The organism is Candidatus Ozemobacteraceae bacterium (assembly GCA_035373905.1).
Lineage (GTDB): Bacteria > Muiribacteriota > Ozemobacteria > Ozemobacterales > Ozemobacteraceae > MWAR01.
This window is the reverse complement of the sequence record DAOSOK010000002.1, coordinates 96,909-116,889: the sequence shown is the minus strand read 5'-3', so window position 1 is coordinate 116,889 and position 19,981 is coordinate 96,909. Positions and strand designations below refer to the sequence as shown.

General features: G+C 59.9%; 15 protein-coding genes. 12 read left to right on the top strand and 3 right to left on the bottom strand.

Annotated features, from left to right (window positions below; genetic code table 11):
- Nucleotides 1-21 precede the first annotated feature (21 nt).
- Nucleotides 22-1,626: a hypothetical protein gene (locus PLU72_01380; protein HOT26806.1), complete on the top strand. Its 1,605-nt coding sequence runs from the start codon at nucleotides 22-24 to the stop codon at nucleotides 1,624-1,626.
- Nucleotides 1,627-2,802 carry a glycosyltransferase family 4 protein gene (locus tag PLU72_01375; protein ID HOT26805.1) on the top strand — a complete coding sequence of 392 codons (1,176 nt, stop codon included), beginning with the start codon at nucleotides 1,627-1,629 and terminating at the stop codon, nucleotides 2,800-2,802. It abuts the gene before it with no gap.
- Between the two features lie 3 nt (nucleotides 2,803-2,805).
- Here the strand turns inward: PLU72_01375 and PLU72_01370 are convergent, their stop codons facing one another.
- Entirely contained in the window at nucleotides 2,806-4,086 is a 1,281-nt protein-coding gene (locus PLU72_01370) for a hypothetical protein (protein HOT26804.1), read from the bottom strand.
- Nucleotides 4,087-4,200: 114 nt separating this feature from the next.
- Here PLU72_01370 and PLU72_01365 point away from each other — a divergent pair, with 114 nt between their 5' ends.
- The 7 genes from PLU72_01365 to PLU72_01335 all read left to right on the top strand — a co-directional run bounded on the left by PLU72_01365 (nucleotide 4,201) and on the right by PLU72_01335 (nucleotide 12,071).
- A complete protein-coding gene (locus tag PLU72_01365; protein HOT26803.1) occupies nucleotides 4,201-4,944 on the top strand; it encodes a hypothetical protein in 744 nt (247 codons plus the stop codon).
- A 281-nt stretch (nucleotides 4,945-5,225) separates the two neighbouring features.
- A complete protein-coding gene (locus tag PLU72_01360) occupies nucleotides 5,226-5,816 on the top strand; it encodes a prepilin-type N-terminal cleavage/methylation domain-containing protein (GenBank protein ID HOT26802.1) in 591 nt (196 codons plus the stop codon).
- 164 nt (nucleotides 5,817-5,980) lie between these two features.
- Entirely contained in the window at nucleotides 5,981-7,801 is a 1,821-nt protein-coding gene (gene pilM / locus PLU72_01355) for a pilus assembly protein PilM (GenBank protein ID HOT26801.1), read from the top strand.
- Between the two features lie 6 nt (nucleotides 7,802-7,807).
- Complete coding sequence (pilO, locus tag PLU72_01350; protein HOT26800.1) at nucleotides 7,808-8,425, top strand: type 4a pilus biogenesis protein PilO; 618 nt, start codon at nucleotides 7,808-7,810, stop codon at nucleotides 8,423-8,425.
- Nucleotides 8,426-8,430: 5 nt separating this feature from the next.
- Entirely contained in the window at nucleotides 8,431-9,117 is a 687-nt protein-coding gene (locus PLU72_01345; protein ID HOT26799.1) for a hypothetical protein, read from the top strand.
- Between the two features lie 40 nt (nucleotides 9,118-9,157).
- Nucleotides 9,158-9,676 carry a hypothetical protein gene (locus PLU72_01340; GenBank protein HOT26798.1) on the top strand — a complete coding sequence of 173 codons (519 nt, stop codon included), beginning with the start codon at nucleotides 9,158-9,160 and terminating at the stop codon, nucleotides 9,674-9,676.
- A 355-nt stretch (nucleotides 9,677-10,031) separates the two neighbouring features.
- The gene (locus PLU72_01335; GenBank protein ID HOT26797.1) at nucleotides 10,032-12,071 is read left to right on the top strand and encodes a secretin N-terminal domain-containing protein; all 2,040 of its coding nucleotides are present in this window, start codon (nucleotides 10,032-10,034) and stop codon (nucleotides 12,069-12,071) included.
- 182 nt (nucleotides 12,072-12,253) lie between these two features.
- Here PLU72_01335 and PLU72_01330 read toward each other — a convergent pair whose 3' ends face one another.
- Nucleotides 12,254-14,080, bottom strand: coding sequence for a carboxypeptidase regulatory-like domain-containing protein (locus tag PLU72_01330; protein HOT26796.1), 1,827 nt, complete (start codon nucleotides 14,078-14,080; stop codon nucleotides 12,254-12,256).
- The gene (locus PLU72_01325) at nucleotides 14,068-16,401 is read right to left on the bottom strand and encodes a hypothetical protein (protein ID HOT26795.1); all 2,334 of its coding nucleotides are present in this window, start codon (nucleotides 16,399-16,401) and stop codon (nucleotides 14,068-14,070) included. The genes PLU72_01330 and PLU72_01325 overlap by 13 nt, the downstream gene beginning before the upstream one ends.
- Nucleotides 16,402-16,521: 120 nt before the next feature.
- Between PLU72_01325 and PLU72_01320 the strand changes: the two genes are divergently transcribed.
- The 3 genes from PLU72_01320 to PLU72_01310 are packed head-to-tail and all read left to right on the top strand — an operon-like array spanning nucleotide 16,522 to nucleotide 19,981.
- Nucleotides 16,522-18,279 (top strand): GspE/PulE family protein, encoded by a 1,758-nt coding sequence (locus PLU72_01320; protein ID HOT26794.1) that lies wholly within the window; start codon nucleotides 16,522-16,524, stop codon nucleotides 18,277-18,279.
- Entirely contained in the window at nucleotides 18,270-19,406 is a 1,137-nt protein-coding gene (locus tag PLU72_01315) for a rod shape-determining protein (GenBank protein HOT26793.1), read from the top strand. The genes PLU72_01320 and PLU72_01315 overlap by 10 nt, the downstream gene beginning before the upstream one ends.
- Nucleotides 19,403-19,981 (top strand): hypothetical protein, encoded by a 579-nt coding sequence (locus PLU72_01310; protein HOT26792.1) that lies wholly within the window; start codon nucleotides 19,403-19,405, stop codon nucleotides 19,979-19,981. Before PLU72_01315 ends, PLU72_01310 begins: the two co-directional genes overlap by 4 nt.

The following is a 19,981-nucleotide window of genomic DNA, read 5'->3' as shown; positions in this document are numbered from 1 at the left end:
TGCGGCTTCCGGCCAGCAGCCATGAACAGAATCACCACTGACGCCGTCGCATTGATATCGCTCGTCATATTGACCGGCTTTTTCGCATGGCGGTTCGTCGATTTCAGTATCCCACCATTCGAAGACGCCGCGATCCTCATGCGATACGCGGAGCATCTCGCTGCGGGAAAAGGGATCGTATGGAACGTAGGCGAACCTCCCGTCGACGGGGCGACGGACTTCCTGTTCCTGCTGGCGGTTGCCGCAGTGCACGGCATCGGATGTTCCCTGGAATGCGCCGTCAGGCTCCTGACTCTGCTGGCGCATTTCGGAACGACGGTGCTCATCTACATCGGCATGAGGCGGATCCAGGGGGCCGGAATGATCCCCGCACTGCTGAGCGCAATCTATTTCACGGTCGGACCCGGGCTTTTTTTCGCGGCGGCCTACTTCGGAACGCCATTCTTCGCATTTTCCATCTGCCTGGCTTGGCTTCTGGCACAGCGTCTGCTCGTTTCTACCGGGACAACCCGTGATTTCATCCTCTTTTCCATCGTCTGTCTGATGACCGGTCTCATCAGGCCGGAAGGAGTATTCATTTCGATATATATCATGATCGCTCTCGGCCTCCTCATGCCATGGGCCGAGTATCGGCGTCTTGCGTCCACATTCTGCTCGATCTTCCTTGCTCTCGGGGGAGCCTATTTTCTCTGGAGGTGGAACTACTTCGGGTATCCCCTTCCCAATCCCTTTTACAAAAAAGGCGGCGGATTTCTCCATTATCCCGTCCTCGAGATTTCATTCAGGAACAGCTACGTCTTCCTGTATCCCTTCATTCCGGCCTTTCTCCTGACCTTCCGAAAGAAGGAGCTTTTCCTGAAAGGGCTGGCATTCCTCATCCCCATCGTCGGCTCGATCGTCATGTGGGTCATGCTGTCGGATGAAATGAATTTCGGAGCCAGATTCCAGTATCCGGTCCTTGTTCTTGGCGTGCTCTCATGGTTTCCCCTCGTCAGCACGCTGCGGGAAGACCTTCATCTCCCCACCCTGTCCGAGCTGACGGGACTCGAACGAACAGCTCTCATCATCGTCGCACTTCTGTTCGCGGGTATGATCCTCCGTCGGCAGGTCATTCATTCGACAACCGTCACATATGCAAAAGACGGGCGATACGACATCGCCATCATGCTTCATCGTTTTGCAGACCGGAAGTATACGATGGCCACGACCGAAGCGGGCCTGCTCCCTCTGTATTCAAAATGGCGGGCCATAGACACATGGGGGCTCAATGACCAGTGGATCGCCCATCACGGGCTCGTCACGAAGGAGTATCTCGACAGGAACAAGCCCGATCTTCTCGTGTGGCATGGATATTTCTCTCCGTTTCACCCTGTCGATCCAGGACTCCTCCGCTCGCCATGGGGTCATCAGACGCTCGTCTTGTATGAATACGCGAAGCAGTACCAGTTCACCCCTGCCGGCGTCTTCGGCATGTCTCCGCAAGACACCCATTGTTACTACGTTCGTCCAGGGATTCCAGACCACGACGAGCTTGTACGACTGATACGGTCTCTCGACTATGCATGGTATGAGAACGGTGGAAAAAGCACGAATTTTGCCCTCACCCTCCCGGGACATGGGGATTGAATGGCCCGTCAGAAGTTCCTGTTCATCAACAAGGCATCGCCTCTTCACCCCGGCGGCGCCGAGATCAGAAGCTGGGAAGTCGCAAGACGCCTCGTCCGGATGGGGTATGCAGTCATCTGGATCGGCGCAAAAACGTCTGTACAGGAACGTGTATCGGAACTGCGGGACAACGTTCGAGTCATCAGCGTGCCGACGTTACCGGACTTCGTGCTGAAGCGGTTCGAACCGACGTCTCACGTTGTCCTGGCCTGGTCGTGCCTGATGCTCATGGGAACCATCCGCAATCTTCTGGGCGCAGAGCGGTTCGACGCCGTCCGGGAAGACTGGTCGCCCTTTCCGCCTTCGTTCATCCTGCCCCTCAGGCGTTACCGCGGACCACGTCGTCTCGCGATCATCCATAACCACCCTGCATGTTTTGCCACCTGGCAAGCGTCTTACGGCCTGCTCCCCGGCATTGCCGGTTTTCTCGCGGCCCGATGGACGCATCCGCCTCTCGGGGCGTATCATCACGTGATCTGTGCCAACCGGACCGATTTCGAAAGGCTTCGCCGGTGCACTCCTCCGTCCCGCATTCATTTCATCCCCAACGGGGTCGACCTGGAGTCCCTTTCCCCCGGAAGGGCTGATGCCCCTCGGGAGGATGGTCCGGTCCGCCTGCTCTTCGCTGGAAGACTGGTCGCGGCAAAAGGCGGAGAGCACCTTCTCCGCGCCCTGCACATTCTGAATGACACCCGTGGTGCCCCCTTCACCTGCACGTTCGCAGGTTCCGGCCCTGACGAGAAGCGGCTTCGCGAACTGGCTGGCATACTCGGGCTCGGGTCCCGGGTCCGGTTCCGCGGCCATGTTCCACACGAGGAGATGGCAACCCTCTATCATTCCCACGATATTCTGGTTCACCCATCCATCAGCGAAGGGCACCCTCTCACCATTCTCGAAGCTTTCGCGGCCGGCCTGCCGGTCGTGGCCAGCGACCTTCCGGCAATCCGGGAAATGGGACCGTCACCGGCCCTGAACCTGGTTGAACCGGGATCGGCGGAGAACCTTGCCGCGGCGCTTGCGGCCGCCCTCGCGTCGACGGCGTTCCGGACATCCGCCGGCAAGACGAGCGCGCAAGTCGCGGGCATCAGGTCATGGGACGTGGTCGCGCGAGAAGAGCTGGATTGTCTTTTATCGTAACTACTATTTAATATCCATCACCGATCCGGCATCGACATCAGCTTCCGACACCCGTATCTTGCGATTCACCTTTTTGTTTCCGATCGTCTCCACGATGTCATAGTCACTGCCAGTCGTTATCCTGCCGACGGCATATCCCGTGGGGTAAGCCACGCGAACCTCGTAGGCTCCGTCATCACCGGCGCGTACGCTTTTCCTGTACCGAACCGGGGCCATGGAGACCCTGCAATCGAGGGAAACCGTCACGTGGCTTCCCGGGTCTGCCCGCCCCTTCAGCAGAGCCCCGTCCACGACCTTGAAGATCAGGACCGCGGGCACCGGATTCGTCCAATCGTTTTTCGAGGCAAAGATCAGGCGAAAATTCGATGCTCCCTCCCTGAAGGCCGGCGTCGAAAAGAACGACATCATTTCATATGCCCAGCAATAAAATGTTTTATCATACTCAATGTTCCGGGAAACACCTGAGGTCTGCCATCCCAGATCGAGGTATTCCCCGCGAATCGCGCGCCCGGCGTTCATCTTGTATTCATTCAGGATATCGATCGTCTGCGCACGCCCGGAGAGGTCGGTCATGAAAAGATACCTGATCCCATATTTTCTGCACGCATCGAGAGCGTCCCGCTCGCTTGCCGCCGTGAACACATCGGCCAGCCTCACGATCCCAAGCTGCATATTGTTTGCAATCACAGGGCGTCGGGCATAGTAGGCAATCGAATTTCCGTGATCCCACATCGTGAGAACACCGTATTCCGGCTTTCCCTCGTCAGAATATCCCGATGTGGGAGGAGAATTTCTCTCGAGCCATTCCGCAGCCTCGATGATATGGGCACTCGGAAAATTCCAATGGGCGGAAGAATGCCATGAAACCCCAAGCTGCACCATGATGACGATCGCCATGGTCGCGAACGCCAGCGGATCTGGCGGACAGGGCTCATTCTCTCCGTTCTTTTTCCTGGAAAGGGTTCTGAAAAGTTCGGCGAGAATCGAGCCGGCCAGTAACGCCTGGCCTGGCCCCAAAAGCCGGAGCCACCTGCGTTGCGCAGATCCGAGAACGAGAATGCTCATCAGGGATATGAATCCGAAACGCCCACCACCGGACCAAAGACCGAAGGTGTTCCGAAAGACCAGGGGAAGAAACAGGACGACGCATCCGAACCAGGCGTACCATGCCTGCTGATAGCGGATCTGGCCATCCGGCCCGCCAAGCGATCCAATCGGCTGGAGTTCGCTTATGGTCGCCATCAGCCTGTTCTTGTTGAAAAGCAGGGAGAATGCATCCCTCATGAAGGGAATTTCCTTCACCCCTTCCTGGAACAGAATTCCTATTCCGCAAACGGCCATGACTGCAAGGAACAACCGTCTGTCGCGGGAATAATCTGACAGCCGCTGAAGCAATGCATGGAAACATCCGCCGGCAACGAGACACAGGGGCTGAAGCCATTGAAACTCATTGAAACGTTTCCAGCTTCCCGTCGGCGGATGCCAGATGAGATATATGATCCCCATTCCTCCGGCGATGAGCATTGCAGACTTCCCGAATTCGACCGTCCGGTCAGCATGCGACCAGGCTCCAGCCCAGAAGATACCCGTGATGAGGCAGATGATAAGGAAGTAGAGAGGGGCGCTCAACGACGAAAGAAGAAGTCCCCCTCCCATCAGCCCTCCGAGAATGATGAGGAATTCTTTCCCTGTATCGATGAACAACCATCCCGAAAAAATGAACATCCAGAGAAAAAAGGCCTCCAGAAAATGGTGATCAAGCCGGAGTGCATCGAAGCAATGAGAAGCGGCGATGCCCGGGAAAGCCCCCACGATCACAAAAATCGGAACGAGAAGCCCTCCGGTTTTCCATTTCGCAATGCCAAAGGCGATGAAGATCAGAAACGCATATGCCAGAGGCGGAAGGATTCCGGCCAGCCACTCGGGCTGGAATGCCCCCGCACCGGGTACCAGCGCATGAACAGCAAGGATCGTCTGGGTCATCAGGCCCATCAGGAGGGGTGGAACGCGGATCTCATAGCCGGTCGGAAAACACGAGTAGGAATCGAAGGAAATTGTTTTCCCGGAGAGAATCGACTGCTCCAGCCACCGGACATACAGAAGAACGTCGGGATCGAAAAATGGAATTCTGCCGTCACCTGACAGTTCAGACGTTTGAGCGAAAAGCCAGGACAACACTGGTATCAGAATGCAGGTTGCTATGATGATATGTGTTTTTTTGAGCATATTGTCCCTGGTGAAGGTGTAAATTTGTGTGGATTTCCATGCGGGATGACCCGATAGTATCACAGAGGGATTTCCCAGTTCTGCCTGCGACAAAATAGTTTCCGGGTGTGAATTCCCTTGACACCCTGTTTATCGTTCCCTATATTGCTCATGTTGTAAGCGAGTGAATCTGAAACGTCCTTAAAGGGAGGGCGCCTATGGCATGGCCCAAATCTAGACCAGTAGCCAATAGAAGCGGCTTTACACTCATGGAAATCATGGTCGTCATCATCGTCATTGCCGTTCTGGCATCTGTCGCCGGCCCGATGATTACCAGCATCACCGACCAGGGACGTGCCTCTGCGACAAAATCCAAACTCTCCAGCCTGAAGAGTGCAATCCTCGCCTATAACGGCGATGTAGGTCGGTATCCTTTCTGGGGCGATGCCGCACAGGTGTCTTGTGCGGTTCTTTACAATTCAGACGCCAATCTGTTCGGTGACAGCATCGATAATAACATCCTGACCTGTGGTTCCTACGGAACAGGCGTAATCAATAACATCGGAGGCTTTGTTTTCAATATCTCCAAGTATTCCAATCAAAAGTGGAAGGGGCCATACATGGACTCCGAGCCCCTTGATTTTATGTATGACTCCTGGGGAACACGGATCAGATATTTCCATTACAACAAGGCCATCTGGCTGCATGCGGCAGGCCCGGACCAGACCTTCGACAACTACACCTCTGCAACGTTGACCAATTATACCGGCGATGACATCGTTCTTTCGGTTGCCCGAACGAAATTCTAATCTGACAATAATCCCAAGGGCGCATTTCGGTGCGCCCTTTTTTATTTCGCTCGATTGCATAGATTTCGAGGATACAGGGCTGGACGTTCAGATATGGTATACTTTTCCCTGCGTCTCTTTCAGGCGCAGGGAATTATTCCGCGGTTTTTTCCCCGGGCGATGACATGGCAGAAAACACCTTTGATCCGTTTGCAGCGATAGATATCGGGGCTTTCTCGCTCAAGTTCGTTTATATCGAGCGGGACGGCAGCGGTTCTCCGGAACTGAAAGCGGTGGCGCATCTGCCGATTCCGCCGTTCACGCATCTGTTGACGGCGGAAGAGAAAGAGCGGATGAGCCGGGACGATATCGAGAAGGACGCGCAGGTCAAGCTGCAGAAATTCCTGACGAAGCATCTCACGGAGCTGCTGTACGACAACCAGATCCAGACGAAGCGAGGGATCACGCTGGCATCGGGGCGTGCGGTCACGATCCGGTATTTCGAGATTCCGCCGATTCCCGAGAAGAACGCGTTTGCGAGTGCGGTGAAGGCCGAGGCGGCGAAGCAGATGCCGTTCTCGATGGAAAACGCCGTTCTCGGTTTTTCGAACATCGGCGAAATCGTCAAGGAGGAGAAGGCGCTCGCGCAGGTCATGGTCGCCGCGCTCCAGAAAGACGTCGCCCAGCTCGTCTCGGACAATTTCAAGGGCGGCGGCTTGAGCAACGAAGGCATCCTCACCCTGCCCCAGGCCCTCGAGCTCTCCCTCGGCTCCCAGCTCCGGCCGCCCCCGGGCAGGGAAGCGAAGGTCGCCGTCATCCACTGCGGGCACAAGACCACCTCCGTCATGATCTACAAGAACGGCATCCTGAACTTCTACCGCGACATCAACATGGGCGGCGAAACGATAACGGAAGCTATTTTCGCAGGCGGCGAGCAGGACGGGGCGAAGATCGAGTTCAAGAGCATCGACGAGGCGACCGAACTGAAGCACAAGCTCGGCATTCTGCCCCCCGACGAGCTTCAGAATCTCAAAGGGGTCGAGAAGTTCGCGGCAAAGCAGATCTTCGCGACCGTCGAAAAGATATTTCAGCATATACAACTTTCGATCAGCTTTTACATCTCTCAGCTCGGCGAGAGCGGCATCGACCGGGCGATCCTCTCCGGCGGCTCGGCGGCGATGAAAAATTTCAGGGAATTCATCGAGGAAAGCCTCGAAATTCCCGTCGAGCTGGCGAATCCGTTCAAGGAGCTTTCGACCGCCGGCGTCGCATATTCCGCGGCCAGGCTCCAGGCGGAAGCCCCCCAGTTCGCCGCGCCGGTCGGAGTTGCCATGTACGACGGCTCACCATCCATCATCAATTTCACCGACATCCTGTTTCCGAACCGGCATGTCCAGACGCTTGATCTTTCGAAGGTCAGCTCGAAATTCGGGACGGGTATCGCAAAAAAATTCGGGCTCAATCTCGAACTCGACGAAAAAAAAATCAGGCTGATCGCGGCTCTGGGCGGCATTCTGTATCTCCTGCTTCTTCTCATCCCGGTCGTAAAAATCCGGCAGGATGTCTCCGACGTGAAAACCGAGTATCAGAAACTTCAGAACAAGCTGGGCGAGCTCACCTCGTCGCAAAACGAGGTCACCGAACTGCTCGCCGAAAAGGAACGGCTGACGAAGGAGATCGGGTTTCCCGACGAGATCCAGAAGCTCCGGTTCCCGAACTCGCAGATCCTTCTGGAAATCGCGAGCATCACGCCGAAACAGATCTTCATCCAGGAACTGGTCATCTCCCGGCAAGGCAATCCTCCCACGTTCAAAATTACGGGCCAGACCGACTCGTCCGACCGCGTGTTCGATTACATTCGGTATTTCGAAAACGCGCGGTTCCTCAAGTCCCCCGCCATCGATTCGACGGAGGAAGTGCCGATCGACGACAAACAGTATTTCATCAAGTTCGCCCTCTCTGGAAAAATCGTCATTCCGCCCCCGGAAGCGGCTGAAGGGAATTGAGACACCATGGCTGAAGACATCAAACTGTACGAGTGGTGCCTCAGGGCGAAAGACGATCCGAAGCTCGCAGCACAACCCATCGTCATCCTGCTCGCCGTGATATTTCTCTGCTGGAAGTTTCTGTATTCCCCACAGAAGCTCCTTCTCGAAAAAGAGCGGAAAAAGAGCAAGAGCATTCAGGACCAGATTCGCGAACTCGAATCGGCCGTCGCGAACATCGAGGAGATCAAGATCGAGGTAAACGATCTGAAGAAAGACCGCCTCGAAGCAGAAGAGTTGTGCTACGGCAAGATGAGGGCCCCCGAATTTCTCCAGGACCTGCGCAGGATCGCGAAACAGGCAGGCCTCGAGTTGAAGAGCATCAACCCCCAACCGCCGGTCACCAGAAGTTTCGAGACGATCACCTTCGAGGAGTATCCCGTGAAGATCTCCTTCAATGGTGATCTCAAACAGCTCGGCATTTTTCTCAGAATTCTCGAATCGCACAAGAAGATCATTTCCATCAGCCTTCCCCCGCTCGTTCCCGATGCAAGCGGAACATTCAAATTCGATATCAGCCCCACGGCCGTAATGCTTCCCGAACAACAGAAAGCGCCTGCTGCGGCAGCGCCCGGTGAAGGCTGAGTCGCATGGGCATCCGGCTGTTCTATCTGAGTCTGCTGATCCTATCCATCGCGATGGGAACCCAATTCTACAAGAACCGACCGAAGCAGACGCCGAAAAAGCCGCCACGACCGGCCGCCTCCGTCAATCTCGACGATCTCGACCTGCAGCAATCCCCTGAATCCGCTTCAGGCACCTCGAAACCGGGAGTCCCTCCGGATACAGAGGCCCCGGACGGTACGGCAACGTCGACCACCATCGCCACTCCGAGCGATTCAGCCGACCTCCGGCCCCCGAATGATGAGACGGAACTTCGGAAGGACCCCGTCATCCTGGGATTCGAGAAGCTGCAGCGCAACCCCTTCGAACCCTCCCCCTTCGCGAAAATGATCGAACAGGCTCAGGCGTCGGCCGCCGCCGAGATGGCGGCCAACCCGACACGCACCAGCAAAACGAAACCAACCGAGATCATGACCACGACCTTCGGGGGGACAATCGAGACGAAGAACGCTCTCGTCGCGATCATCGACCGCAATGTCTATCGCACAGGCGACACCTACATGGGGAAGACGATCCGGAAGATCGAAAAAACCCACATCACGCTCGACGATGCAGACAAAATCTATCTCATGCCAAAATTCGGGGTAAAAATCCAGATCAAGGACGACACCCTCTCGGTGGTCGACGAATTCACCAGGGGCAAGGGACAGTAACAACCTTTCGTGACCGGCGTTCCCTGCCGATAGATACAGCATGAGCTCGACGCGAAGGCACGGACGCTTCCTTCTCTTGTTTTCCCTCGCAAGCCTGATCCTGATCACGGGCTGCATCGAGAAAACCGTGTATCCGGCCGTCCTGATAACCATGACGAGCGTGACGCCGAACCCGATCACCGCAACCGTCACCACGGACGCGAGCGGCTCGATCAGTCTCACCGCCGACCCGCTTTCCGTCAGGTTCAGCGTCGAAACGGGCGTTCCGTCGCGTATCATCAGCTACTCGGTCCTGTATGAAACGAGGATTGGAGAGCCGCTTCCGGAGCTTTCCGTTCTGGACATGCCCTTCGACCTGTATCTTCCTCCCGGAGGGGAAACCCCGGTCGAGACCACCGCCGCGGTCGAGGTGTATACGGTTCAGGCCGCTTCGCTCATGCTGAACTCGCCGTCCGACATCGCCCCCCTGCGGGCAACCGTGTCCTTCGTCATCAAGGACGTCAACGGCAACGAACTGGTGAAGGAAGCGCACACCCAGCTTTCGAAGCCGTCGGCCTGATCGGATCACGTACACATTCCGCAGATGGTGCGGGCAGGGCTGGCTTCAGACCCTCCCCCGTGCGTTTTATTGATTCCTGCAGAATGAAAGCCCCCCGTTCGCCCTGAGCCTGTCGAAGGGCGAAATGAGGAATCATCGGCAAGTGGCTGTTCGTGCTTCGACAAGTTCAGCACGAACGGAGACACGAAGCTGATTTTTGATATGCAGGACTCAATATGATGCTCTCCGGGAGGCCCGGGAACCGTCCCGACGGTTATATAGCGAGTGATTTTACATTTGCGATTCCTTGCCGAAGATCTCCCCTCTGTCGAAAAGGTGGCGGCGTGCCGATATCTGAAGGTGGAGGAGACTCATCTTGATCCTGCTCAGATGCCGGAAAATCGCGTTTGCCGCGCTGGTCGCCGCCCTGTTGCTGGAAGGCTCGTTCCATCCGGTCGCCGAGGCGGGCTCCCGGCGCCGCGCCCCACGTCAGAACCAGGCGTGGCAGCCCCTGCCGCAGGCATCGACGCGCACGCCGGCGATCAAACCTCCTTCCGCGAACGGCAGCTCCAACCCGATGCCCTCGCCCTTCCTGCCGACGGTCAGGCAACCGTCGACGGCCGTTCCGATCCGGCCGCCATCACGCAGCCTCGGCTGGACCGACATGGGCAACGGCGCGAAGATCTATAGCCAAAACTATTCGGACCGCATCGAGCCCGCCGCACTCTCCCTGATTCCCGACGCTCCCGTCGAGCCGGCATTTCCGTTGTATCAGGCGTCCGCCGCCCCGCCCGCATCCGGCGGCCTGCCCCAGGCAGGCACGACATCTCCCGCCCCCTCCCCGGTCGCTCCCATCACGGGCGCACCGTCGCAGGGTCTTCTCCAGCCTGCCACGTCGGGCTCGACGACAACCTCCGGTCCAGGCAACGTCCTCGAACTGCCCGACGAGATGAACATGTCAATCAGGTCTCTCGACTTCCGGCAAACGGACGTGAAGGACGCCCTGCGCTCCCTCGCCTCGCTGATCAACCTGAATCTGATGCTGGCCAACGATATCGCCGGCGAGGTGACGGTGCTCTTCAGCGACGTCAGCATCGAAGAAGCGTTCAACACGCTCATCCGCAGCTTCAACCTCGCCTTTTCCTGGGACGGCACGATTCTTCGCATCTTCAAATCCGAGAATGCCCCGCTCGTCACCCGGATCTTCAACATCCGAAACACGACGGCCAGCTCCGTCAAGGAACGCGTCGACAAGGTGCTCCTCAGCGAAAAGGGAAAATCCGAGGTCGATCTCCGCACCAACGCCCTGATCATCACCGACACCTCGACGGTGCTGGAAAAGATCCATTCGCTCCTTCCCCAACTCGATGTCCGGGAAGCCGAGGTCGAGGTAACCGCTCGTCCGATCACCGAGGTGTTCTATCTCGATTACGTCGACGCTTCGGTTCTCCAGCAGCCGATCCAGACGATCGCGAAGGAAGCCGTGATCCAGTCCTTCAGTTCGAGCCAGGCTTCCCAGGCGGGCGCGGCCGGCGGCGGCACGGCCACCGGCCGGCAGGACATGATGATCATCACGGACACGCCCAACAACCTCGAGCGCATCCGCGAAATCATCGAAAAGCTCGACATCGCGCCGCTGCAGGTTACTATAGATGCGCAAATATATGAAATCGACCTGAACGAGGAAGAACGCCTCGGGATCAACTGGCAGAAACAGATTCCGATCGCGGGAACCAGCGAGTCGGTGTTCGACATGTCGATCTCCCCCGAAGAGTCGACGGCGGGCGGAACCGGCGTCTTCAGGTTCGGCAGCCTGTCGGTGAACCAGTTCCGCGCCCTGCTCGCGATGCTCAAGACCCATTCGTTCGCGAAAGTACTGAGCAACCCGGTCATCACGACGCTCAACAACCGCCAGGCCAACATCACGGTCGGTCAGGCGATTCCCTACATCTCGGCCTCACAGGTGAACGCCCAGACGGGCCAGGTGACGAACACCGTCTCCCAGGCGAACGCAAACATCTCGCTCCAGGTGACGCCGTCGGTCACGGGAAACGACGAGGTGTTCCTCGACATCAACCCGACGATCAGCAGCGTGCTCGGCTTCACGACGCTGGGCGGCAACTCGACCCCGAATTTGAGCAACCGCACGGCCCAGACCCAGGTCATCGTGCGGAACAACCACACGATCGTCATCGGCGGCATGATCAAGACGGACAAGAGCGACTCGATCTCGAAAGTGCCGTTCCTCGGTGATCTTCCCGGCGTCGGCAAGTTGTTCCAGAAAAAGACGACAAAGGAAACGCGGACCGAGCTGATCATCTTCATCACGCCGCACATCGTCAGGCCCGGTCCCAAATCCCGAAGCATGGATACGGCAAAAGCCGGTCTCACGCCCCGGGTGAGCGTCCAGCCCTGATGTTCCCGGCTTGAGAACCATCACCCATCACGATTCCCCCAGGGTGGGTGTAGGGGCGGGTTTCAAACCCGCCCCTACAGACGCATTTGCGAATTCAAACAGCTATATATATCATACGATTTTGGTGTCATATCGTCGTGGCGCGACGATCAAAGCCGGATTGATCGCAGGGCGGGAGAGGGTCACTCTTCCGGGATCACCATTGCGTCGGGAGGTTCGGCGTAGAGGACGTCGGCGTTCTGCGGCTCATCGGGCATGGCAGCGGTCGCCACGAGTGGGCGCATCTTGATGTCGTAGGACTTTCCGTCGGGGTCGACGTAGGCGATCTCAAAGGTGTCCATGTAGCCCGGCGCCGAGCAGGCGATCTGGTGGTAGGTCGCGGCGACCTTCGGAATCCGGAACTCGCCCGTGGAGCTCGAGATGACGCTCTGGGCGCCGAGTTTCACTCTTGCTCCGGACACGGGGTCGCCGGTTTCGGCATCCACGATGCGGCCCACGAACGAGATGAGGACGGGCCGGAGCTGGAGAACGAGCGGCGCCTTCCGGAACCCGGCCCGGTATTTCAGCGTCAGGGCCTCGTATCCTTCGGCATACGCCGTTACTTCGATCAGGGCGTCTTTCCGGATTCGGAACCGGAAGGTGCCGTCCTTCTCCGTCGTGAAATCCTTCGTGCCGATCAGGACGGTCGCGCCCCCGATCGGCCGGCGGTTCAGGCTGTCGAGGAGACAACCGGTCACCTGGATGACATCAGGTTCTGCCGTCGGAGCGGGCCTTTCAGCGACCACCGCCTGGTCTTTCGACATGCGGGGATCACCGACGGAAGGTTCCGCCGCCGGGCCCGGTACCTGCCTGACGGGAATCGGCGGTTCCGGTGCGGGCATCGATGTCTGTTCGACGGGCTGCATCACGCCTGCGGGCATCCCGTTCAGGGCGAGCACCTCAGGGGCGCAGGCAGCTTCGGCCTCGGGAACGAGGGGGGCCGGGGGGCGGTTTCCGGGAACGTCCCGCGATGCGGAGGCGCCTCCGTGAAGTTTCGCATAGAGCGCGTTCAGATGCGCTTCGAGCCGCTTGCGGGTATGCTCGTCGGTTTCGTTCAGATGCAAGGCGGGAGCGGACGGTGCATCATCCTTTCCCACACCGCGCCGCTCACGGATGACTTCGCCGGTATTGCGCCGGACGGCCGCGAACCAGACATGCCCCTTCAGCGGAACGACGTCGGTCGGCGTCACCGACCATTCGGCCGCGGCGATATGAAGGAGGCCGCCCGATTTGCGTTCTTCCCACGGAATGACGCCGGACTCCGGCATCATGCGCCAGACGCCGCCGGCCCAGCAGTACCGGAAGTCGCGCATCGAGAGTTCGCCGATCGCGGGTTTCAGGGAGACCCCGAGCCCTTCGGGCAACGACTCGATGACGGCGACGTCCTGGCCGTAGTAATCAATTATACTATTACCTATAGAACGAAGTTCCGTTCCCGTCAGCGGCTGGTCGGGCGAGAACCGGTCTTCGCCGAACGACGAGAGAGCGCCGATGCCGCCGAGGCGGCTCAGCGCGTCGAACAGCCAGTGGCCGTCGACGATGTCGGCGAACGCTGGACGCCGCTCGCGCTTTTTCGGCATGTTCCTCATGCTCGCCCGGATGAACTCCTCGAGCCGGCCGGCGGCGAGCACGCCCTCGCCGCGGTTCATCCGGCGTTCGGGCTGGAAGCGCCCGTCGGCAAACCCCTGCATCAGCCCGGCGCCGAGAACGGCGACGACCATTTCATCCTGTTCTCCGGGATAATCCGAGAACGGGGGCATGCGATACGAAGAGAACGTTTCCTGGTTCAGGAGGGGGCGGAGGATTTTGAGAACGCGCGCCCACTCCCGCACCACGTCGATCCGCGTCACGCTGCTGGCCGACTCGAGCGCCCGGTTTTCCCCGAAGAAGCCGGCGATGGCGGCGACGAAGAAAAGCCCCAAGAACATCAGGGGCCGAAGCCGGCTGACATGCCTGTTCACCTTTGCCATGTCGCCGCTCCAACCGTGGCTGCCGCGAACGGATCATCCGCCGCATCCGCGAACCGTGCGTCGGGCTCCGGGTGTTTCCCGGCGTCGACGAGGGTTGGCAGCAGCGTCGGGTTGCTTCCCTTCTCGGCCTCGCTCCCGACGACGTGAGGGCGCAACAGGATCACCATTTCCGTCTCGTCCTGTTCGTTGTCGCGATACTCGATCGGCTTCACGAGCTTGCGCAGGAGGGGGATCTTGTGGATGATCGGTATCGGTTTCCGAGTCGTGCCGTTTTTCCGCCGAATCAGGCCGCCGATGACGACGGTCTCGCTACTCTTGACGCGGATGCGGGTCTTCACATTCCGCTTCGCGGTCCACGGATGCCCCTCGACGAGCTTCACCAGTTCGGTGAAGTCGGCGTTGACGTCCATCGTCACCTCGTTGTCGATATGGATGTGCGGTTTAATCGTGAGCTTTATACCAATGTCGTAGGTCGACCAGTTGTCTGAGGTGCGCGCGGCGAGCGTCGTCGAGGCGAGCGGCAGGTATTCCGTGGATGTGTTCTTCACGGGAATCTGCTCGGAGATATCGATCGTCGCCTCTTCCTTGTCCATGCACCGGAGCGTCGGATTCGCCAGAGTCTTGGCGTTCACGAGGGTGTTGTCGAACGAGAAATCGGCGGGCAGGGTGACGCTCGTCGGCGGCCGAGAGATGTCGGCGGCGGCGATCGAGGTGGCCTGCACCTTCAGCCCGAGCGTCGAGAGGTCCTGCCGCTTCAATTCCAGCAGGCGCACCTGGATGATCGCCTGGCGCGTGCGGGGGCGGTCGAGATTCTTCATCAGCGCGAGGGCGCGGTCGACCGCGTCGGACGAGCCCGAGACCACGATCGTGTCGGTCCGGTCATCTTTCTGCATCTTGGGCGTGGCTTTTTCCCCGAGGGAATCGGTTGCGAGTTTTATCAGGTCTTCGGGTTTCGTATTGACCGGGCGATACAGCATGCGTTTGACACTCTCGCCGGCGCGCGCGATCTTCCCTTCGAGCGCCTCGACGAAGCCATGCACCTGCTCGACGGCCTCGCGGTCGCCGATGACAACGAGGTTTCCAAGGTCTTCCTCCAGTTTCACCCGTTCGAGCAGCGCGGGCGTGAAAGACTTTTCGAGCAGGTTCTTGACCTTCTCGATGCTGTATTTCAGCGGGAGCACCCGCACGGCGTTGCCCGCCGCGAGGCGCGAGGCGGCCAGCGTCTGGACGAGCAGTGTGTGACCGTCGATCTCCCGCACCGTCAGCTCGTTCAGCCTCAGGAGCGTTTCGAATGCGCGTCGATACGTCATCCGCTGGAGGAGCGCGTCGACGGGCTGATCCTTGAGGGCCCCGAGCGACTTGTCGAGCACGATGTTCAGCTCGCCGATCTGGCCGAGGGCTCTCAGCACGTCGCCCAGCGCGAGGCCGCGCAGGTCGGCGCCCTCGACGAGATCGGTATCGGAAAATGCCAGCAAGGGGTTTCCTACCAGCGAAATCCAGATCTCGCCGTCCTCGATCGACAGAGTTCCGCCGAGCTTGGCCACGACGGTCGTCATCGCCTCGACCGGGCTCGAGGCCACGGCCTGCACGTCGATATACGAATCGAATGCGTCGCGGAAATGCACGTTCATCCCGGCCTGCTTGGCCAGTTCCTTCAGCAGGTGCGAGGCCTGGACGCCCTTGAGGTTCAGGTCGATCGGCGTCACGACGGTATCTCTCGCCGTCTGGCCTGCCCACCGTTCGGAACCGGGCTGGCGCATCGAGGCGGCTTCGGACGCCATGCTGGCGCCGGGCTCGAGCAGGGAATACGGCTGCGGGGCGTGCTGCTTCGTCGAAACGATCACGGCATCCGTCGCCACCCCCGACGCCCCCGCATGGAAGCTGATCTCGAGGGTGTCTCCGAGCGCGCGGATGTGCGGCGTTGCCAGTTCCCGCAGGAAGAAGGTGGCCCGGACGACGGGCGGATCGTTCGCGAGCTGCGTCAACCGCACGAGGCGGGCCGGCCCATCGGCGAAGGGCATCACCAGCGGGCTCATCGCAATCCGGCCGCCGAGAATGTCGATGTAGGCGAGCGGCAGACCGACCTCGCGGCGAAGCCGGCTCGACACGGTGCCGTCGAACGCGAGAAAGAAGCGGCCGGGAACAGCGTTTCCATCATTCCGCTTCTGGGGCGGGGCAAAATCGAGGCGTTTGAAGTTGCTCGCAGAGACAGCCGAAATGCCGGTTCCGCCCTGGAAAACGAAGATGACGGCGCACGCCGCAAGAGCCGCAATCAGCGTTCTCGCCGCCGTCAGGATCGATTGAGATTGTCGGTTGATCATTCGTCGAGTTCCCAGAGTATCTTCGGCACAACGGGGGTATTTTCTGAGAGTGCACGAAGTGCCCCTCTTTGACGATAGAATACGTGTCGATCCATGAAATAAGCTTCAAGGAATGAGAGTATGGCAAAATTCATCACGACGACCCTGTTCCGCCGGACGCTCCAGGCCGTCCTCGAAGAACGGAAAAGCCTTCCGGCCGAGGCGCTTGCCGAGTTCGTCAAGCTGGCCGAAAAAGAGCGGCTTCCTCTCGAAAAAATTCTGAGCCGCGAAAAAGCCATACCGGACAACGACATCTACGCGGCTCTCGCCGACGCGGCCGGGCTGCCTTTCGACAATCTGGCGACGTGGCAGCCGCCCGATTCGGTGCCTGCGTCGATTCTGCCGATCTGCCAACGCGAAAACCTTCTGCCGCTGAAGCTCCAGGAGGGCATTCTGACGGTCGCCACGGCCAACCCGGCCGGCACCGGCGCCGTCGAGGGGCTGCTGAGCGCCATGGGCATGCGGCCGAAGTTCGTCGTCGCGCCGCCCGGCCCCATCAAGAAACATATCGACAGCCTGCTGGCGATCGCCGAAAACGAGGACATGGCGAGCGGCCTGAGCGATCTGGCCGTTTCGCTCGATATTTCCTCCGCGACCGCGGAGGAAAAGCCGGTCGCGGGGAGGCAACAACAGGCCGCCCCGGTCGAGATCAGCGGCGGCTCAGACGCCCCCGCCGTCATTCAGCTCGTCAACAAGACCCTCATTCTCGGCGTGCGCCAGGGCGCCAGCGACATCCACGTCGAGACGCTCGAGAAGGGCACGCGCGTGCGGTTCCGCCTCGACGGCGTTCTCCAAACGCGCCTCGAGCTGACCGGCCAGGCGGCCAACTCGTTCGTCTCGCGCATCATGGTCCTCGCCGGCCTCGACATCACCGAGCGCATCCTGCCGCAGGACGGCAGCTTCAAGGTCACCTACGAGGGCCGCACGGTCGAGTTTCGTATCGCCTCGATGCCCGGCCTCTACGGCCAGAACCTCACCCTGCGCCTGCTCTCGGGCCAGGAGCACCAGGTCATCACCCTCGAGGGCATGGGCCTCAGGCCTGACGAGACCGAGGTCATCAAGCGCGCCATCAAGTATCCGCACGGCATGATGCTCGTCTCCGGCCCCACCGGAAGCGGTAAATCGACGACGCTCTACGCCATCCTCGAAACGATGGCCAACCCGGCCCTCAAGATGATCACCATCGAAGACCCGGTCGAACGCCGTATCGAGCAGGTCCAGCAGATCCAGGTCCGGATCAATCGGAACGACCCCGAGCGGTCGCTGACCTTCGCCCGCGGTCTGCGCACCGTCCTGCGCCTCGACCCGGACATCATCATGGTCGGCGAAATCCGCGACCTCGAAACCGCCGAAATCGCCGTCCAGGCCAGCCTCACCGGCCACCTCGTCCTGTCCACGATCCACGCGAACTCGTCGATCGAGACCCTGCGGCGCCTCAACAACATCGGCGTCGACTTTTTCCTGCTGATGGCCTCGCTCAACCTGGTCCTCGCCCAGCGCCTGGTGCGCCGCCTCTGCGCCGCCTGCCGCGTGCCCCGCGAGCCCACCCCGGAGGAGCTGAAGCTGTTCCCGGCCGGCAGCCGGCCCGCCCAGATCTACGAGGCGAAGGGCTGCAAGCGGTGCATGGGAACGGGCTACCAGGGCCGCGTCGGCATGTTCGAGTTCCTGCCGATCACCGACGAGATCCGCGACCACGTCCAGGAAGGCAAGCTCAGCGACGGCCTTCCCGTGATCAAGCAGACCATCCTCCGCACCCTTCGCCAGTCGGGCATGCTGCTCATCAACGACGGCGTCATCGACTTCAACGAACTGGAGCGCGTCGTCGGCCCGTGTCACTGACCCGAACCATCACCGAGTGGCTCCTGTCCCGGGTTCAGCCAGACCTGATCGAGCTGGGCACCCGGTGGTTCAGGCTGCTGCGCGGCACCTGGGAGGACGGGACGTGGAAGATCAAGACGGCGGCCGCCGTTCCCGCGCCCCGGGGCATTATTTTCACGAGCTACCTGACGACATGTCTCTTCAGCGAGGCAAGTATCGTTACAGCTATAAAATCTCTGTATGACGGCATCGTTCCACGCGAAACATACGCGACCCTGATCCTGCCCGACCAGGCGTTCCACATCGGCACGCTCAACCTGTCGACCGTCATCATCAAGGCGAATCCGATCGCCGCCCTCGAGCGCGAAGTGCAAAACACGGCCCCCATGCCCCTCCGCGAGTATTTCCTGCGGTTCGAGGTCGGCATGCAACACGGCAACCGCAGCCTGATCCCCTTCTGCGCCCTGTCCAAGGGGGTGATCGCCGAGCTCGAGCAGCTGTTCCAGGGAATCGGAATCCAGCTCATGTCGATCCAGCCGTCGTTCATCGGCACCACGGCGCTCTGGAAACAGATCGACCAGAACCCCTCCCCCAACCCGCTCGCCCTGATGCATCTCGGCAACGAGGCAACGACGATCGGCATCGCCGGCAGCGCCGGATTGAAGCGCATCCAGCTGATCAATGTGGGCGTGAAGGACGCCGTGAACGCCCTGTCGAAATACAGCGAGATGACGCCCGACGACGCCGAGGCGGCGATCATGAAGGAGCTGATCCTGCTCGACGACCCGACGCAGGAGGCGCAGACCGAGATTCCCGCCTACAAGGCCCTCGAATCGACGTTCTCCACCTGGCTTCACAAGCTGTACGGCATCCTCCAGCTCCACGCGGCGGAGGTGCCCGCCGACACCACCTACCGGCAGATCGTCCTCTCGGGCGGCGGCGCTCTCTGGCGCAACTTCGACCGGCTCGTCGCCGACAACCTCGGCCTCTCGGTCACCCGTTTCGAATCCGTTCTCGGAAGCCGCCTGACGTCGGCGTTCGCCGGCATCGACGTGAGAGGCGGCGCCCAGGGCTTCATTCCGCTGCTCGGTCACCTGATGCTCCAGCCCTGGAAGCTCGACCGGCTCGATCGGATGGCAGCGACATGACCACCGCGTTCGAGTTCCTTCAGCGCGACTCCCGCCAGATCCACGTCGGCAGGCGAGCCCCCATCGCGTTTCTCGTCGCGACGGTCGCGTTCGTCGTCGTCGCCTGGTGGCTCAGCAGCTCAGCATCCAGCGCCCAGCGCGAGTATACCCGGCAGGCCGACGCGCTCAGGAAGCGGCAAACCGAGTTCGCGAGCCAGGCGGCGGCTGCGCTCCCCTCTTCCGCGCAGCTTGACGATCTCGAGATGCGGCTCACCCGGCACAACGAGATGATGATCGGCCGCCAGGTGAGCTGGACGCGCCTGTTCGCCCTTCTCGAAGATGCTTTGCCATCCGAGGCGATCATCGTGAAGATCGAAAACGCCCTGACGGGCGACGCGACCTTCAACGCCGGCGACAACCATTTCAAGATGACGGTCGCCGTCGAGAACGCCGATGCCGTCAACATGCTCTACATGAACCTTTCGACCATGCGCGGCATCGAAGGTCTCAGCTTCACCCCCAAGGGCGACGTAACGACCCAGGGCCGCGCCTCCACGATCGTCGAGGTCGTGTTCCAGTTCAGGGAAGGCGACTGA

What these genes read in the sequence shown, in the direction of transcription:
- PLU72_01340 (HOT26798.1), top strand. Translation starts at nt 9,158, where the DNA reads ATGAGCTCGACGCGAAGGCACGGACGCTTCCTTCTCTTGTTTTCCCTC.
- PLU72_01345 (HOT26799.1), top strand. Translation starts at nt 8,431, where the DNA reads ATGGGCATCCGGCTGTTCTATCTGAGTCTGCTGATCCTATCCATCGCG.
- PLU72_01360 (HOT26802.1), top strand. Translation starts at nt 5,226, where the DNA reads ATGGCATGGCCCAAATCTAGACCAGTAGCCAATAGAAGCGGCTTTACA.
- PLU72_01380 (HOT26806.1), top strand. Translation starts at nt 22, where the DNA reads ATGAACAGAATCACCACTGACGCCGTCGCATTGATATCGCTCGTCATA.
- pilO (HOT26800.1), top strand. Translation starts at nt 7,808, where the DNA reads ATGGCTGAAGACATCAAACTGTACGAGTGGTGCCTCAGGGCGAAAGAC.
- PLU72_01375 (HOT26805.1), top strand. Translation starts at nt 1,627, where the DNA reads ATGGCCCGTCAGAAGTTCCTGTTCATCAACAAGGCATCGCCTCTTCAC.
- PLU72_01320 (HOT26794.1), top strand. Translation starts at nt 16,522, where the DNA reads ATGGCAAAATTCATCACGACGACCCTGTTCCGCCGGACGCTCCAGGCC.
- PLU72_01365 (HOT26803.1), top strand. Translation starts at nt 4,201, where the DNA reads ATGGAAACATCCGCCGGCAACGAGACACAGGGGCTGAAGCCATTGAAA.
- PLU72_01325 (HOT26795.1), bottom strand. Translation starts at nt 16,401, where the DNA reads ATGATCAACCGACAATCTCAATCGATCCTGACGGCGGCGAGAACGCTG.
- PLU72_01310 (HOT26792.1), top strand. Translation starts at nt 19,403, where the DNA reads ATGACCACCGCGTTCGAGTTCCTTCAGCGCGACTCCCGCCAGATCCAC.
- pilM (HOT26801.1), top strand. Translation starts at nt 5,981, where the DNA reads ATGGCAGAAAACACCTTTGATCCGTTTGCAGCGATAGATATCGGGGCT.
- PLU72_01330 (HOT26796.1), bottom strand. Translation starts at nt 14,080, where the DNA reads ATGGCAAAGGTGAACAGGCATGTCAGCCGGCTTCGGCCCCTGATGTTC.
- PLU72_01370 (HOT26804.1), bottom strand. Translation starts at nt 4,086, where the DNA reads ATGAGGGATGCATTCTCCCTGCTTTTCAACAAGAACAGGCTGATGGCG.